The sequence below is a fragment of the Providencia sp. PROV189 genome (genome assembly GCF_028480065.1).
In the GTDB taxonomy this organism is placed as follows: Bacteria; Pseudomonadota; Gammaproteobacteria; order Enterobacterales; family Enterobacteriaceae; genus Providencia; species Providencia stuartii.
Map to the genome: position 1 here is coordinate 1 of NZ_JAMPOG010000042.1, position 14,575 is coordinate 14,575.

13 protein-coding genes and 1 tRNA gene are annotated in these 14,575 nt (G+C 42.7%); 7 read left to right on the forward strand and 7 right to left on the reverse strand.

The features are described 5' to 3' along the window. Nucleotides 1-664: site-specific integrase (locus PR833_RS17790; RefSeq protein WP_272526389.1), on the forward strand; the 664-nt coding region annotated here is incomplete at its 5' end. A gap of 233 nt (nt 665-897) precedes the next feature. Here PR833_RS17790 and PR833_RS17795 read toward each other — a convergent pair. Beyond that, a tRNA-Phe gene (locus PR833_RS17795) sits at nt 898-973 on the reverse strand. Between the two features lie 126 nt (nt 974-1,099). Next, nucleotides 1,100-1,678 carry a division control transcriptional repressor DicD gene (gene dicD, locus PR833_RS17800; RefSeq protein ID WP_014657506.1) on the reverse strand — a complete coding sequence of 193 codons (579 nt, stop codon included), beginning with the start codon at nt 1,676-1,678 and terminating at the stop codon, nt 1,100-1,102. 203 nt (nt 1,679-1,881) lie between these two features. On the opposite strand from dicD, the gene PR833_RS17805 reads away from it, so the two are divergent. After that, entirely contained in the window at nt 1,882-3,021 is a 1,140-nt protein-coding gene (locus PR833_RS17805) for a glycerate kinase (protein WP_102781125.1), read from the forward strand. A 253-nt stretch (nt 3,022-3,274) separates the two neighbouring features. Here PR833_RS17805 and PR833_RS17810 read toward each other — a convergent pair whose 3' ends face one another. Both PR833_RS17810 and aspA read right to left on the reverse strand, forming a co-directional pair. Continuing rightward, nucleotides 3,275-4,597 (reverse strand): anaerobic C4-dicarboxylate transporter, encoded by a 1,323-nt coding sequence (locus PR833_RS17810; protein ID WP_004925858.1) that lies wholly within the window; start codon nt 4,595-4,597, stop codon nt 3,275-3,277. A gap of 145 nt (nt 4,598-4,742) precedes the next feature. Continuing rightward, nucleotides 4,743-6,167, reverse strand: coding sequence for an aspartate ammonia-lyase (gene aspA / locus PR833_RS17815; RefSeq protein WP_004925857.1), 1,425 nt, complete (start codon nt 6,165-6,167; stop codon nt 4,743-4,745). Nucleotides 6,168-6,674: 507 nt separating this feature from the next. On the opposite strand from aspA, the gene PR833_RS17820 reads away from it, so the two are divergent. From PR833_RS17820 to PR833_RS17835, 4 genes are all read left to right on the forward strand, one after another. Continuing rightward, nucleotides 6,675-7,187: an FxsA family protein gene (locus PR833_RS17820; protein WP_004925855.1), complete on the forward strand. Its 513-nt coding sequence runs from the start codon at nt 6,675-6,677 to the stop codon at nt 7,185-7,187. Nucleotides 7,188-7,351: 164 nt separating this feature from the next. Beyond that, on the forward strand, nt 7,352-7,645 hold the full coding sequence (locus PR833_RS17825; RefSeq protein ID WP_008914587.1) for a co-chaperone GroES: 294 nt from the start codon (nt 7,352-7,354) through the stop codon (nt 7,643-7,645). Between the two features lie 51 nt (nt 7,646-7,696). Further along, complete coding sequence (gene groL, locus PR833_RS17830) at nt 7,697-9,340, forward strand: chaperonin GroEL (protein ID WP_004925846.1); 1,644 nt, start codon at nt 7,697-7,699, stop codon at nt 9,338-9,340. A gap of 638 nt (nt 9,341-9,978) precedes the next feature. Next, entirely contained in the window at nt 9,979-10,323 is a 345-nt protein-coding gene (locus tag PR833_RS17835) for a DUF4156 domain-containing protein (RefSeq protein WP_014657509.1), read from the forward strand. Nucleotides 10,324-10,370: 47 nt separating this feature from the next. On the opposite strand, the gene epmB is transcribed toward PR833_RS17835, so the two are convergent. Beyond that, nucleotides 10,371-11,399 (reverse strand): EF-P beta-lysylation protein EpmB, encoded by a 1,029-nt coding sequence (gene epmB, locus PR833_RS17840; protein ID WP_272526390.1) that lies wholly within the window; start codon nt 11,397-11,399, stop codon nt 10,371-10,373. Between the two features lie 43 nt (nt 11,400-11,442). On the opposite strand from epmB, the gene efp reads away from it, so the two are divergent. Further along, entirely contained in the window at nt 11,443-12,009 is a 567-nt protein-coding gene (gene efp, locus PR833_RS17845; protein ID WP_004925840.1) for an elongation factor P, read from the forward strand. A gap of 78 nt (nt 12,010-12,087) precedes the next feature. On the opposite strand, the gene PR833_RS17850 is transcribed toward efp, so the two are convergent. Both PR833_RS17850 and cstA read right to left on the reverse strand, forming a co-directional pair. Continuing rightward, entirely contained in the window at nt 12,088-12,285 is a 198-nt protein-coding gene (locus tag PR833_RS17850; RefSeq protein WP_004925837.1) for a YbdD/YjiX family protein, read from the reverse strand. 125 nt (nt 12,286-12,410) lie between these two features. After that, the gene (cstA, locus tag PR833_RS17855; protein WP_014657510.1) at nt 12,411-14,504 is read right to left on the reverse strand and encodes a pyruvate/proton symporter CstA; all 2,094 of its coding nucleotides are present in this window, start codon (nt 14,502-14,504) and stop codon (nt 12,411-12,413) included. Nucleotides 14,505-14,575: the final 71 nt, after the last annotated feature.

The following is a 14,575-nucleotide window of genomic DNA, read 5'->3' on the forward strand; positions in this document are numbered from 1 at the left end:
TCGTATTCTGGAACAATTTCAGCAACAGGAAAATATGCTGCCACCTGATCAGGCTCACTTTCAGGCATGTGCGGTTTATCCCACTCGATTCTGGTTTGCTGTGCTGGAAACGCTGAGGCTGACGGCTATTCGTTTTAACCAGCTGATTAACCTGCATATTGGCGATCTGGATTTTGAGGAGTGTACGATCACATTGCGCAGTGAAAGCAGTAAAAATCACCGGGAATATCAGATTGCTTTTGTTCAGCCACTACGTTGTTTACTGGCGCCCTTGGTTGAGGAAATGCGTTGTCACGGGGCGGATAAAAACGATATTTTGTTTGATGTTCATCGTCTTTATCATAAACGACTATCCCGCTCTGAAACTCCACTCAGTCAGACGATACGTTCTTTTTTCCGTCGTTTATCAAAGGAATGTGGATTTCATGTCAGTCCCCATCGTTTCAGACATACACTGGCGACGACATTAATGAAACATCCTGAACGTAATATGCAATTGACGAAACAGATGTTAGGACACCGTAGTCTCTCTTCAACTATGGAATATATTGCTCTGGATGCATACAGTACAGTCAGGATCTTGGAGAATGAGTTAGGTGAGTTTTTAACAATGGGATTAGGTGGTGAACTTACAAGGCTAGCATCAAAAAGACAGAGGATGTGATATAAATAAAAAATATTTACACAAAGTTGACTATTTTATCAACTTTGTGTATAAGCTGGATTTGATTGAGAAGGGTGTTCTAGGAAAACACCCTTACTTGATAAATCATTGTCAACCACGTGAGAAGTCATGAACGTGATTACAACTGAAATTCAAGTTTTAACCGAGCGTTGGAGATCTCACTTCCAGCGACCGTGCTAGGGAAACGGTTACACCATTTCCGAAAGGAAAGATGGTGCCCGGACTCGGAATCGAACCAAGGACACGGGGATTTTCAATCCCCTGCTCTACCGACTGAGCTATCCGGGCAACGGGGCGCATTAAACCGTATTAGGTGGTTGGCGTCAACGAATTTTTGCTAAAAAAACGCAGTTTTTAACTGAGTGTTTTCTTTTTCAGCAAAAATTGTTGGTTTAACGCGCGATTACTGTTTTATTAACTTAAAGCTCCTTTTTTACGGCATAACGCAATAGTTAAAATATCCTCTGAGAGATGCTGAGCAATTTCGACATCTTTAATATCTCTTTGAATCAGTAAACGATTCAAACAGCCCTCTAAAACTAATTCCATTTGATTTGCCACGAGCACGGGGTCTTCAATATCTAATTCATCTAATAACTCTTTGGTATATAGAAAAGAGTTATCTTTTTGTATTCGGCTTAGTTGATGGATAGGGTGCTGTGGATCAGGATAGTGATTACAGGCTGAGACAAATAAACATCCTGGGAAACGCCCTTCGCTAACACGTTGGTACAGCTGTTGGTAGCGTGCGGAAAGTTTTTGTTGGGGGCTTAACGACTCATCTAACCGTGTTTGACGTTGCCAAATTTCAATCTGTTGCCCATGATAACGCAGGCAATCGTACACTAAGGCCTCATCATCAGGCCAAAATTGGCGGATCATGTTGAAATCAGGGGCTATCTCATGGAGAAGATGCTCGATAGAGGCAGAGAGGCCTTGTTTTTCTAACTGGTTTAGAGCATGGCTTAAAATTTGTTCGCGCTGTACTGACATTGTTAGCTCCATCACAATATTGTTCTCATCTTCCCATCATAACAATGATCATTATTGATTTATAGCAGTTTGCTTTGTGAGCAATATTGTTGATGACAAAAATAGGTAAGGTGTGATCAGGGTAACTGTCAGACAATTTGCAGTATGAGAGCTATCAACATGATACGATTAAATAATTATCGTGTTTTTCATAGGTACTCATCATGAAAATTATTATAGCTCCAGATTCATTCAAAGAGAGCATGAGTGCAGAATCTGCTGCCGATGCCGTGAAACAAGGCTTCCAAGCGGTATTTCCTGATGCAACATTTTTAAGTTTACCCATAGCAGATGGTGGGGAAGGTACGGTTGATGCGTTGATTGCCGCTGCGAGCGGAGAAAGAGTATCTGTTGAGGTATTTGATCCACTCAATAAACCTATAACAGCAGCTTATGGTTTGCTTCATCAAGGAACGACAGCAGCGATTGAAATGGCTGCTGCAAGTGGATTGATGTTAGTTCCACCAAAAGAGCGTAACCCGATGCTAACCAGCAGTTATGGCACAGGTCAATTAATTAAAGATGCCTTAGATAAAGGCGTACAGCAGATTATTTTAGGTATTGGTGGGAGTGCAACGGTTGATGGTGGCGTTGGTATGCTGCAAGCCTTAGGGGCTGTTTTTTATGATGAGCAGCAACAACGGCTAGGCCAAGGGGGGGAAGTACTCAATAAGATCGCCAGTATTGATATTTCAGGTCTCGACCCTCGTTTAAAAGATTGTGACATTGATGTGGCGTGTGATGTGGACAACCCTCTTGTTGGTGAGCGTGGTGCCGCTACAGTATTTGGTCCTCAAAAAGGGGCAACACCTGAAATGGTTGCCATGTTAGAACGTGGGCTGAATCAACTGGCAAATGTAATAAAAAGCACAACAGGTATAGATTACCGTCACTTAGCAGGAGGTGGTGCGGCTGGAGGAATATCTGTCGCCGCAGCCGCCTTTTTGGGAGCACAACTAAAACCGGGCATCGATATTGTGATTCAAGCGGTCGATTTAGAAAAAGAGATGATGGATGCTGATTTAGTGATCGTTGGTGAAGGGAGTATGGACGGGCAAACCGCAGGGGGAAAAGCACCGATTGGTGTTGCCAAAGTGGCGGCAAAATACCATGTTCCAGTGATAGCATTAAGTGGTGTGTTAGGGAAAGGTGTGGACGCTTTACATCAAGAAGGCATTGATGCTTTCTTTAGCATATTGCCTCGCTTGTGCGCGCTCGACGAAGCATTAAATGAAGGCGCCATTAATTTACAGCAGACCGCTTATAATGTGGCGAAGGTGTTAAAAATAGGGCAGAAGCTTTAATCGCGCGACGATAGGTTAATTCATCACGGATAGCTGTTTTGATGACTTAATTGCTTTTATGAGGTGAATGATAGCGGTTTATGGCTTGATGACTGCACATTCAAATCTAAACATGCCCTGCTATATGTGCAATGGCGTATGAATAAATCTGCTAGTAGGATACGGTCTGGGTTATCCGTGCAACGCTATTTAGTTTTTTAAAAGAAAACCCGCAAAATATTGCGGGTTTTTGTATGGGTAGAATATCCAATAACTACAGGATCATACCGCCGAATAGGAAACCGAAGGTAACAGCTAAGATCACGGCAATAGTGCCCGGAATAAAGAATGGATGGTTAAAGACGAAACGGCCAATGCGTGTGGTTCCGGTATCATCCATTTGTACAGCAGCAACCAGTGTTGGGTATGTTGGTAGAATAAACAGACCAGATACTGCTGAGAATGATGCGATAGCTGTCAGTGGGCTAACATGAAGCGCGAGTGCCATAGGCATCAACGCTTTTGCTGTTGCAGCTTGTGAGTACAGTAGAGCTGAACAGAAGAAGAAGATCACGGCTAGCATCCATGAATGTTCATGGATCAGGTCACCCGCTGTTGCTTTAATCCAATCAATATTATGTTGTACGAATGTATCACCTAACCATGCAACACCTAAAATACAGATACATGCGCTCATACCGGCTTTAAAGGTACTTGAGTTAAGGATCGCGTCAGTATTGACTCGGCATAAAATAGTGATGAGGGTCGCTACACTCAGCATAATGATTAAGATAGCATTAGTGGTGTTCATCAATGGTGTTTTGACTATTTCTAAGCTTGGGCTGTTGATAATAGCGTAGACAACAACACCGACAACGCCTAGCAAGAACAAAAATACAGATGATTTTGCACCAGGTTTGATAGCTTTAACTTGGCTACCACGCAGTTCAACTAAGCCTTCTGCTAAACGTTTTTGGTAAACAGGATCATCAGACAGTTTCGAGTTAAACGTCCAAGAGATGATGAATGACATCAAAATGATAGCAAGGAAAGTGGATGGCAGTAAAATAGCGAGCAACGTAATATAGCTAACAGTGTTACCTGCACCGACCATGGCGGAGTTTTCCATCACAGAGGCCATATACACAACTGCCGCTGAGATTGGGGACGCTGTAATACCAATTTGAGCCGCAACAACCGCAGTTGAAAGTGGGCGGCAAGGTTTGACGCCTTGTTCTTTTGCCACTTCTGCAATGACGGGTAAAGTTGCTAAAGAGATATTCCCTGTACCAGCAAATAAGGTTAGGAAATAGGTCACGATTGGTGCAAGGATGGTGATGTATTTAGGATTACGACGCAGTAGTTTTTCTGTCTGATCGACTAAGTAATCAAGTCCACCTGCAATTTGCATTGCAGAAATGGCAGCGATCACAGCCATAATAATAGAGATAACGTCAAATGGTATAGTACCTGGTTTTACGCCAATAGCAGCGAGTACCAGTACACCTAGGCCACCGGCAAAGCCGATACCTATCCCACCGAGACGGGCCCCCAAAAATATGGCCAGCAGAACAATGATAAATTCTACGGCTAACATAGTGTTTACTCCTCGACAAATTTAAAATTAAAAATATGAAACTGTAGTGTTAATTTTTTGTGTGTGCATAAAACTAAAAAGGCACGCTTTCCGAAGGAGAGGCGTGCCTTGATTTTTAAGAGTTATTTATGGTTAGCATAAACGATTAGTCATCAAATCTTTTCGCTTTATAAGCTGGGTGTTTTAGGTTCTCAACAGAGAAAATATCATCCAGCTGCTCTTCGGTCAGTAGGCCGCGCTCCAGAACGACTTCACGGACACTCTTGCCTGTTTCAGCACAGATCTTACCTACGATATCACCATTATGGTGACCAATGAATGGGTTCAGGTAAGTGACAATACCGATAGAGTTAAAAACAAACGCTTCACAGATTTCTTTGTTCACTGTGATACCGTTAATGCATTTTTCAACTAAGTTACGGCACGCATTGTTCATCAGAGAAATGGATTCAAACATCGCTTGACCGATAGCTGGCTCCATTACGTTCAACTGTAGCTGACCCGCTTCAGCTGCCATTGTAACACAAACATCGTTACCGATAACTTTGAAACAAGCTTGGTTAACCACTTCAGGAATAACTGGGTTAACTTTTGCTGGCATAATTGAAGAACCTGCTTGTAATTCAGGCAGATTGATCTCTTTGAGGCCTGCACGTGGGCCAGAAGACAGTAAGCGCAAGTCATTACAAATTTTAGATAGCTTAACGGCAAGGCGTTTTAGGCCAGCGTGAACGGTGATGTATGCACCACAGTCAGATGTCGCTTCAATCAGGTCTTCTGCTGGTACACAAGGTAAGCCAGTCACTTCTGCTAATTTCTCAACAGCCAATTTTTGGTAGCCCGGCGCAGTATTCAAACCTGTACCGATTGCCGTTGCACCTAAGTTCACTTCTAACAGTAATTCAATACTACGTTTTAGGTTTTTCTCTTCTTCTTTTAAGAGCGTTGCAAAGGCATGGAATTCTTGACCAACGGTCATTGGTACAGCATCCTGCAATTGGGTACGGCCCATTTTCAGAATGTCTTTGTATTCTTCTGCTTTTTTCTCAAAACCTTTTTTCAGGTATTCAACCGATTCAATCAGTTTCACAACAGAGTTGTATACGGCGATACGGAAACCTGTCGGATAGGCATCGTTGGTTGACTGACTTTTATTTAAGTGGTCATTAGGATTTAGGTATTCATATTCACCTTTTTTATGACCCATCAGTTCAAGACCAATGTTTGCAAGGACTTCGTTGGTATTCATGTTTAGTGATGTACCTGCACCACCTTGGAATACGTCAACAGGGAACTGGTCCATGCATTTACCGGTATCCAGTACAACATCACATGCTTTGATAATGGTATCTGCAATGTTACGTGGAATAGTGTGAAGTTCTTTGTTCGCCATTGCTGCCGCTTTTTTAACCATTACCATGCCGCGAATAAATTCGGGCACGTCGTTAATGGTGCGGTCGCTGATATAAAAGTTTTCAATCGCACGCAGAGTATGAACACCGTAATAGGCATCAGATGGGACTTCTTTCTGACCTAACAGGTCTTCTTCGATACGAGTATTGTTTGACATGAGAACCTTCTTAATTAGATTACAGTTACTGTCTATTATGCGCTTTTAAAAAATATATACCGTAAAACAAAACATTCTAGGTGTTAAACACCTGTTACTCCATTATCAGCATGATGATCTACTGATTTATGAGTAGATGATATGCGGTTCTTTAATGATTACCTTGAACCTAGATCACTATATAGTTTGATTTATGAAACAGATTTCAAAATATGTGAACATACTCACAGATGAAACCAAAAAAATTAGAAATCTCCATGAGTTGAAAAGCGTTATAGTGACCTCCATCATTATGTCTATACTATGTGAAAAAGCGAATGTTGTTGTTTGTCTCTTAGATACAGTTCACAAAGGTTTTCCAAGAGGCGAGAACTAACCTATATCCAACGAACTTCTGGGTGTGAATAGGTGGCAAACTCTCTGAGAACATGACTCGAATAGAGAGTGGTCGATACTTGAGCAATAAGAAGAACGAAGGAGATAGCTGATTGAAATAAAGGAGAACTTGTGCGCTGGTTACCGCTAATATTGATATGCCTTCTCATTTATATTGAGTCCGTCATATTCGTTCGTGTTGCTTCAGAAATTGGGGTATTGGCAACACTCATACTGGTTGTGTTGACATCTTGTTTGGGAATTTCTCTGGTCAAAAATCAGGGAATGAAAAATGTCATGCAGATCCAGCAAAAAATGGCAGCAGGTGAAAGCCCCGCAGCAGAAATGATTAAAAGTGTTGCGTTGGTACTTGCTGGCTTCTTATTAATCCTGCCAGGGTTCTTTACTGACTTTATTGGTTTGCTGTTATTGTTACCTCCTGTGCAAAAATTGTTCGTCATGCGTTTGATTCCACATATCCGTTTTTCCCAAACTGGAAATGGTTTTAGTGCAGGGCGTAATAACCCATTTCAACAAGGTGATACATTTGAAGGGGAATTCCAACGTAAACAGGATGATCCATCATATAAACTCGATAAATCCGATGATTCTAACGAATCAGAAAAAGATAACCGCTATAAGTAAGAGCCCCCATTAAAATAGGGAAGGTAAAAACAAAAAAATTTTATCTTCCCCCCTTGAAGTCACTCCAATTAGCCCCAATCTGCTGAAACATGGTACTGGTTTATTTAGGCATACTGGTATCGTCCTTTTACCTAGTGTGGACTTTATTTATAGGAGAACTATTAATGAAAATTCGTCCATTGCATGACCGTGTTATCGTCAAGCGTAAAGAAGTTGAATCAAAATCTGCAGGCGGTATCGTTCTGACTGGCACTGCAGCAGGTAAATCTACGCGTGGTGAGGTCCTCGCCGTTGGTAATGGTCGCATCCTTGAAAATGGTGAAATCAAAGCGTTGGATGTGAAAGTCGGCGACATCGTTATTTTTAACGACGGTTATGGCGTGAAAGCTGAAAAAATCGACAACGAAGAAGTGCTGATCATGTCAGAAAGTGACATCCTCGCGATTGTTGAAGCGTAATTTTCACTTAGATCTTCTCAACTAACGAAAAGAATTTAAAGGAAAGAAATAATGGCAGCTAAAGACGTTAAATTTGGTAATGACGCACGCGTAAAAATGCTTCGTGGTGTGAATATTCTAGCAGATGCAGTTAAAGTAACTTTGGGCCCTAAAGGCCGTAATGTGGTTCTTGATAAATCATTTGGTTCACCAGTTATCACTAAAGATGGTGTTTCTGTTGCACGTGAAATCGAATTAGAAGATAAATTTGAGAACATGGGCGCACAGATGGTGAAAGAAGTTGCTTCTAAAGCTAACGATGCAGCGGGTGATGGTACAACAACTGCAACAGTTCTGGCGCAAGCTATTGTTACTGAAGGTCTGAAAGCCGTTGCAGCGGGTATGAACCCGATGGATCTGAAACGTGGTATCGATAAAGCAGTAGTTGCAGCTGTAGAAGAGCTGAAAGCACTGTCTGTTCCATGTTCAGACTCTAAGTCTATCGCACAGGTTGGTACAATTTCTGCAAACTCTGACGAAACCGTTGGTAAGTTAATTGCAGAAGCAATGGATAAAGTCGGCAAAGAAGGCGTTATCACTGTTGAAGAAGGTACTGGTCTGGAAGACGAACTGGATGTTGTTGAAGGTATGCAGTTCGATCGTGGTTACCTGTCTCCTTATTTCATCAACAAGCCAGAAACGGGTGTTGTTGAACTGGAAAACCCATTCATCCTGTTAGTTGATAAAAAAGTATCTAACATCCGTGAACTGCTGCCAGTATTAGAAGGTGTTGCTAAAGCGAGCAAACCACTTCTGATTATCGCTGAAGATGTTGAAGGCGAAGCACTTGCGACACTGGTTGTTAACACCATGCGTGGTATCGTGAAAGTTGCTGCGGTTAAAGCACCTGGTTTCGGTGATCGCCGTAAAGCAATGCTGCAAGATATCGCTATCCTGACTAACGGTACTGTTATCTCTGAAGAGATCGGTATGGAGCTTGAAAAAGCGACATTAGAAGATCTGGGTCAAGCAAAACGTATCGTCATCAACAAAGACACAACAACTATCATTGATGGTGTTGGTGAAGAGTCTGCTATCGCAGGTCGTGTTGCACAAATTCGTCAACAAATCGAAGAATCAACTTCTGATTATGACCGTGAAAAACTGCAAGAGCGCGTTGCTAAATTAGCTGGCGGTGTTGCTGTAATTAAAGTTGGTGCGGCAACTGAAGTTGAAATGAAAGAAAAACGTGCTCGCGTCGACGATGCGCTGCACGCAACTCGCGCAGCGGTTGAAGAAGGTGTTGTTGCTGGTGGTGGTACTGCACTGGTACGTGTTGCCGCTAAACTGGCTTCACTGAAAGGCGATAATGAAGAGCAAAACGTGGGTATCCGCGTTGCACTGCGTGCGATGGAAGCACCAATGCGTCAAATCGTCACTAACGCAGGTGAAGAAGCTTCTGTTGTTGTTAACAAAGTTAAAGCAGTTCAAGGCAACGAAGGCTACAACGCAGCAACTGACACTTATGGTGATATGATCGAGATGGGTATCTTGGATCCAACTAAAGTAACTCGTTCTGCATTGCAATTCGCTGCATCTATCGCTGGTCTGATGATCACAACTGAAGCGATGATTACTGAAATGCCTAAAGATGAAGGCCCTGATTTAGGTGCTGCAGGCATGGGCGGTATGGGTGGAATGGGCGGTATGATGTAAGCCAATTGGCCGCATCACGCTCACACAGTCAATAAGAACTGTTAAGCCTTCTAACCGGTATTGTTGGTATTAACCGACAATACCGGTTTTTTATATGAATAAATATGTTTGAGTTGATTGATGGTAGGCCGACCGAATGTCTAAAGTGGAGAATATCGATAATCTAAAATGACGCGAAAGATTTCGATACGCTTATTTTGAGTAAAAGCCCTTGAATTTGCTAATTGTATAATTGTGCATTTATTTTTGCGCAAAGACCGTGCGGCAGGTTATATTTGGAGTAAGGCAAAAGGTGGTTTGGTGAGTAACCAAAGGTGAAAGCGTTATAGGCTCTTTATATTTCATGTGATGTTTCGAATTATTTAGAGTATACGCGTTTTATGGTAAGCTTTGTTTGCTGACGAGGGTGGGCAAATTTTATGGTCATGCCTTTGTTGATACTTTGAACCGTTATCCATATCTCTCAATATAGATCTGGCGAATTTTGGCTGTAAATAGGCGCTCGAGTGACTATAATTTAGTAGCGCTAATGAAGATCAATTCAATGATGCCGTTAATAGCAACGGTATATTGAACAAAGAAGGGAATGAGTGGTTCTCAAACCAGCTGCAAAAACACTATGATAAATGAGGGAAAACATGCGTATTAAAGTATTGCTTGGTGCTGCTGCATTACTACTTTTAGCAGGTTGTTCGACAACAACTAATTTAACTGCGGCGGGCTCACAAGTTCGTTTTGTTGAAAACCAACCTGGAAGTGATTGCCAGCTTCTTGGTCAAGTCACAGGAACTCAAAGCAACTGGTTGAGCGGTGTCAATAGTGAATCAAGCTCTATGCGCGGCGCGGCAAATGATCTGCGTAATAAAGCAGGCGCAATGGGCGGAAATGTGATTTTTGGTGCGACTAGCCCAAGTGAAACTATCCTCTCTAGTTTTATCCCAGTTGATAGTAAAATGGTCGGCCAAGTTTATAAGTGCCCCTAAAATGAATATTTGACGCCCGATCGTATAGACGATGCGGGCGTTTTATTTCAGCACTGTCTTAGGTTTAGGTCGAGTAACGTCTTACTCGGCTCTCCGCCAATCTCCCGTGCTAATTTTGGCACCAAATAGCCAGAAACCTTCCCAAGCAATTGTTGTATTAGCAACCTAGCTTCTTGGTCGCTCACTAAGAAATGCGCAGCCCCTTGCACCTTATCTAAAACATGCAAGTAATACGGCAGGATACCCGCATCAAATAGCGCATTACTTAAATTCGCCAATGTATCTGCATCATTGTTCACCCCACGTAACAGTACGCTTTGATTGAGTAAGGTCACGCCGGCATTTTTTAATTTTTGCATCGCGGCTTTAAAGTGATCATCTATCTCATTAGCATGGTTGAGATGCGTTACCATGATCACTTGAAGACGTGAGTGGGCAAGTCGCTGACACAGGTTAGTGGTAATGCGTTTGGGGATCACTACAGGTAAACGAGAGTGGATCCTCAGCCGCTTAATGTGGGGGATCGCTTCGAGTTGCCCAATTAACCAATCCAGTTCACTGTCTTTTGCCATCAAGGGATCACCCCCTGAAAAGATGATTTCATTGAGTTCAGTGTGGTTTTTTATATAATCCACAGCTATCAACCAATTATTTTTGTTTCCCTTATTATCTTCATAAGGAAAATGTCGGCGGAAGCAGTAACGGCAGTTTACTGCACAGCCCCCTTTCACCAACATCAATGCTCGGTTGTGATATTTGTGGAGTAAACTGGGGATCGCATTATTTTGTTCATCTAATGGATCTGTAGAAAACCCCGGATAGGTATCAAATTCTGCTTTTGCAGTTAATACTTGCAATAGCAGAGGGTCTTGTGGATCGCCTTTTTTCATGCGCGAAATAAACGGCCTTGGTACACGTAATGGAAATAATTTGCGTGCGTCGTTGCCATCTTTCGATGCTTGATGGCTTTCTAGCCCCAGTATTTGAAGCAATTCATCAGGATTAGTGATTGCTTCAGCAAGTTGTTGTATCCAGACTTCTCTGGATGAGGTATTTTGAGTTACAATATCGACCATTTTTTGGCTATGCCATTTTTAGTGTATAAATTAGAGGATCTCCATGGCTACTTATAGTACCAATGAATTCCGCTCAGGTCTTAAAATCATGTTAGATGGCGAACCTTGTGCAATTCTTGATAGTGAATTCGTTAAACCGGGTAAAGGTCAAGCGTTTGCACGTGTTCGTATTCGTAAACTGATTTCTAACAAACTGTTGGAAAAAACATTTAAGTCTACTGATTCTGTCGAAGCCGCAGATGTCATGGATATGAACTTAACTTACCTTTATAACGACGGTGAGTTTTGGCATTTCATGAACAACGAAACTTTCGAACAGCTTGCAGCGGACGAAAAAGCGGTTGGTGATAACGCTAAATGGCTGATCGACCAAGCTGATTGTATCTTGACTCTGTGGAATGGCCGCCCAATCGCGGTGACTCCACCTAACTTTGTTGAGTTAGAAGTCACAGATACTGACCCAGGTCTGAAAGGTGATACAGCGGGTACTGGCGGTAAGCCAGCGACTTTAAGCACGGGTGCAGTGGTTAAAGTTCCTCTGTTCGTTCAGATTGGTGAAGTGATCAAAGTTGATACTCGTTCAGGCGAATACGTTTCACGCGTGAAATAATACCTGTTTGCTTGAAGCTAAAAAACCGTAATGTTGTAAGACATTACGGTTTTTTTTACCCAAAAAGAGAAGCTGAATTTAACAGCACTTAAACCCGCCTTTTCCACCATAGCGAGCATCTTGGCGCTCTTTAAAGAACTCTTCATATGTCATTGGTGTTTGATCTGGATGATTAAGTCGCATATGAGCAACGTAATTGTCATAATCAGGCACACCAATCATCATTTTGGCTGCTTGCCCAAGGTAACGAGCCGCATTGCCGAGTGAACCAAACATCTTAATCTCCTTACTTCGCTTCTAACTTTAGAGCGCTTGAGCGTTATTTGAAAACTCGAGCCACAAATAGGATGAGGTGGCTCGTTTTCGTTGAATCTAAGCGTATCTTGTCCATACACGATGAATTAGTGATGGCGTGTATTCGCAACAATTTCCTGATAGTTAGCTGGCATTGGTTCATATGGAACTTCATTCGCTGTTGGCTCAGAAGATTTCAATGCTTTTAATGCTGTACGGATTGAGAATATCGCGAGTAGCACGACAACGATCATAAAGAAAATTGTTAACCCAGCATCTAAACGGTTATTAAAAATCAACTGTGTTAGTTGTGACTCAGTATATTGCGATGGGATATTTCCACTATCAATCATTGCTTGGAATTTATTGGCTACAGCGAGGAAACCAACGCGCGCATCTTCACTGAATGTTTTTTCCCATCCTGCGGTCATTGTACAAATAAGCAACCACGCAGTAGGCACTAAAGCAACCCATGCGTAGCGTTGACGCTTCATTTTGAACAGGACTACTGCACAGAGCATTAAGGCCATACCTGCTAGCATTTGGTTTGCGATACCAAAAAGTGGCCAGAGTGTATTGATACCACCGAGTGGGTCAACAACACCTTGATGAAGGAAATACCCCCATGCAAGTACACATAATGCTGTTGCAATTAGGTTTGCAGGAAGTGAGTCGGTTCGTTTCAAAGAAGGTGAGATCACGCCTAATAAATCTTGTAGCATAAAGCGTGCCGCACGGGTTCCCGCATCGACAGCCGTTAAAATAAACAGCGCTTCAAACAAGATAGCGAAGTGATACCAAAACGACACATTCATTAAACCGCCGAGGGCGCCGTGTAAGATATAGGCCATGCCTACCGCCAGTGTTGGAGCTCCACCTGCTCGAGAAATAATGCTGTTTTCACCGACCTCATTGGCGATATTTGTTAGCTGCTCAGGTGTTATTTGGAAGCCCCAGCTACTGACAACTTGCGCAGCCGAAGCGACGACATCTTCAGTACCTGCAGGTGCTAACATCGCCATAGGGCTGTTCATGGCAAAATAGACACCGGGATCAATCACACAAGCGGCAACCAATGCCATAATCGCGACAAACGATTCCATTAACATGCCGCCATAGCCGATAAAGCAAGCTTGGTTCTCATTCGCAAGCATTTTGGGGGTTGTTCCTGATGAAATTAAAGCATGGAAACCAGAAACAGCACCACAAGCAATAGTAATAAATAAAAACGGGAACAGATCACCTGCCCAGACGGGGCCTGTGCCATCAATATATTTGGTCAGCGCTGGCATTTCTAAATTGGGGTTTAAAATAAGAATACCAATGGCTAACCCGATGATGGTACCAATCTTTAAAAAGGTAGAAAGGTAATCGCGAGGTGCCAGCAGTAGCCAAACAGGCAGAACTGCGGCAACAAACCCATATCCAACAAGCATCCATGTCAGTTGCACACCGGTATAGTCAAAATACGGTGCCCATGTTTCACTTTCGGCAACCCAGCCACCTGAAATAATTGCAAATACAAGGAATACCAGACCAATAATAGACACTTCACCAATACGACCAGGGCGAATATAACGGGTATATATTCCCATGAATATCGCAAGAGGAATGGTAAAGGCGACTGTATAGGTGCCCCATGGGCTGTGTGTAAGGGCTTTGACGACGATCATCGCAAGCACTGCAAGGATAATCACCATAATCATAAAGCAAGCGATAAGGGCTAAGATGCCCGCAGTATTCCCCATCTCTTCTTTGACCAATTCACCCAGTGAGCGGCCATCTCGACGAGTCGACACAAAAAGCACCATAAAATCTTGAACCGCACCCGCTAATACGACCCCTGCTAGCAGCCATAACATGCCTGGCAGATACCCCATTTGAGCAGCTAATACCGGGCCTACCAGTGGTCCTGCCCCTGCAATTGCTGCAAAATGGTGACCGAAGAGAATTTTTTTATCTGTCGGAACGTAATCTAAGCCATCGTTATGACGGATAGAGGGTGTCATTCGTGTTGAATCGACTTGTAGTACCTTTTTAGCAATAAACAGTCCGTAATAACGATATGCGATTAAATAGACACAAACCGCTGCAACGACGATCCATAGCGCATTAATTTGCTCGCCTCGATTTAATGCGATATAACCGAGAGCAAAAGCGCCTAATATCGCTAGCACAATCCAAATTAATTGTTTACCCATAGCCATCCCATCCGTTTTATTATTAAGCCGTTTGCATTTTTGTATTTGCAGATTACTGACACATATAGCTA

Coding starts and splice junctions, on each gene's coding strand:
- dicD (WP_014657506.1), bottom strand. CDS start 1,678: ATGTCAGTACAGCGCGAACAAATTTTAAGCCATGCTCTAAACCAGTTA.
- PR833_RS17805 (WP_102781125.1), top strand. CDS start 1,882: ATGAAAATTATTATAGCTCCAGATTCATTCAAAGAGAGCATGAGTGCA.
- PR833_RS17810 (WP_004925858.1), bottom strand. CDS start 4,597: ATGTTAGCCGTAGAATTTATCATTGTTCTGCTGGCCATATTTTTGGGG.
- aspA (WP_004925857.1), bottom strand. CDS start 6,167: ATGTCAAACAATACTCGTATCGAAGAAGACCTGTTAGGTCAGAAAGAA.
- PR833_RS17825 (WP_008914587.1), top strand. CDS start 7,352: ATGAAAATTCGTCCATTGCATGACCGTGTTATCGTCAAGCGTAAAGAA.
- groL (WP_004925846.1), top strand. CDS start 7,697: ATGGCAGCTAAAGACGTTAAATTTGGTAATGACGCACGCGTAAAAATG.
- PR833_RS17835 (WP_014657509.1), top strand. CDS start 9,979: ATGCGTATTAAAGTATTGCTTGGTGCTGCTGCATTACTACTTTTAGCA.
- epmB (WP_272526390.1), bottom strand. CDS start 11,399: ATGGTCGATATTGTAACTCAAAATACCTCATCCAGAGAAGTCTGGATA.
- efp (WP_004925840.1), top strand. CDS start 11,443: ATGGCTACTTATAGTACCAATGAATTCCGCTCAGGTCTTAAAATCATG.
- PR833_RS17850 (WP_004925837.1), bottom strand. CDS start 12,285: ATGTTTGGTTCACTCGGCAATGCGGCTCGTTACCTTGGGCAAGCAGCC.
- cstA (WP_014657510.1), bottom strand. CDS start 14,504: ATGGGTAAACAATTAATTTGGATTGTGCTAGCGATATTAGGCGCTTTT.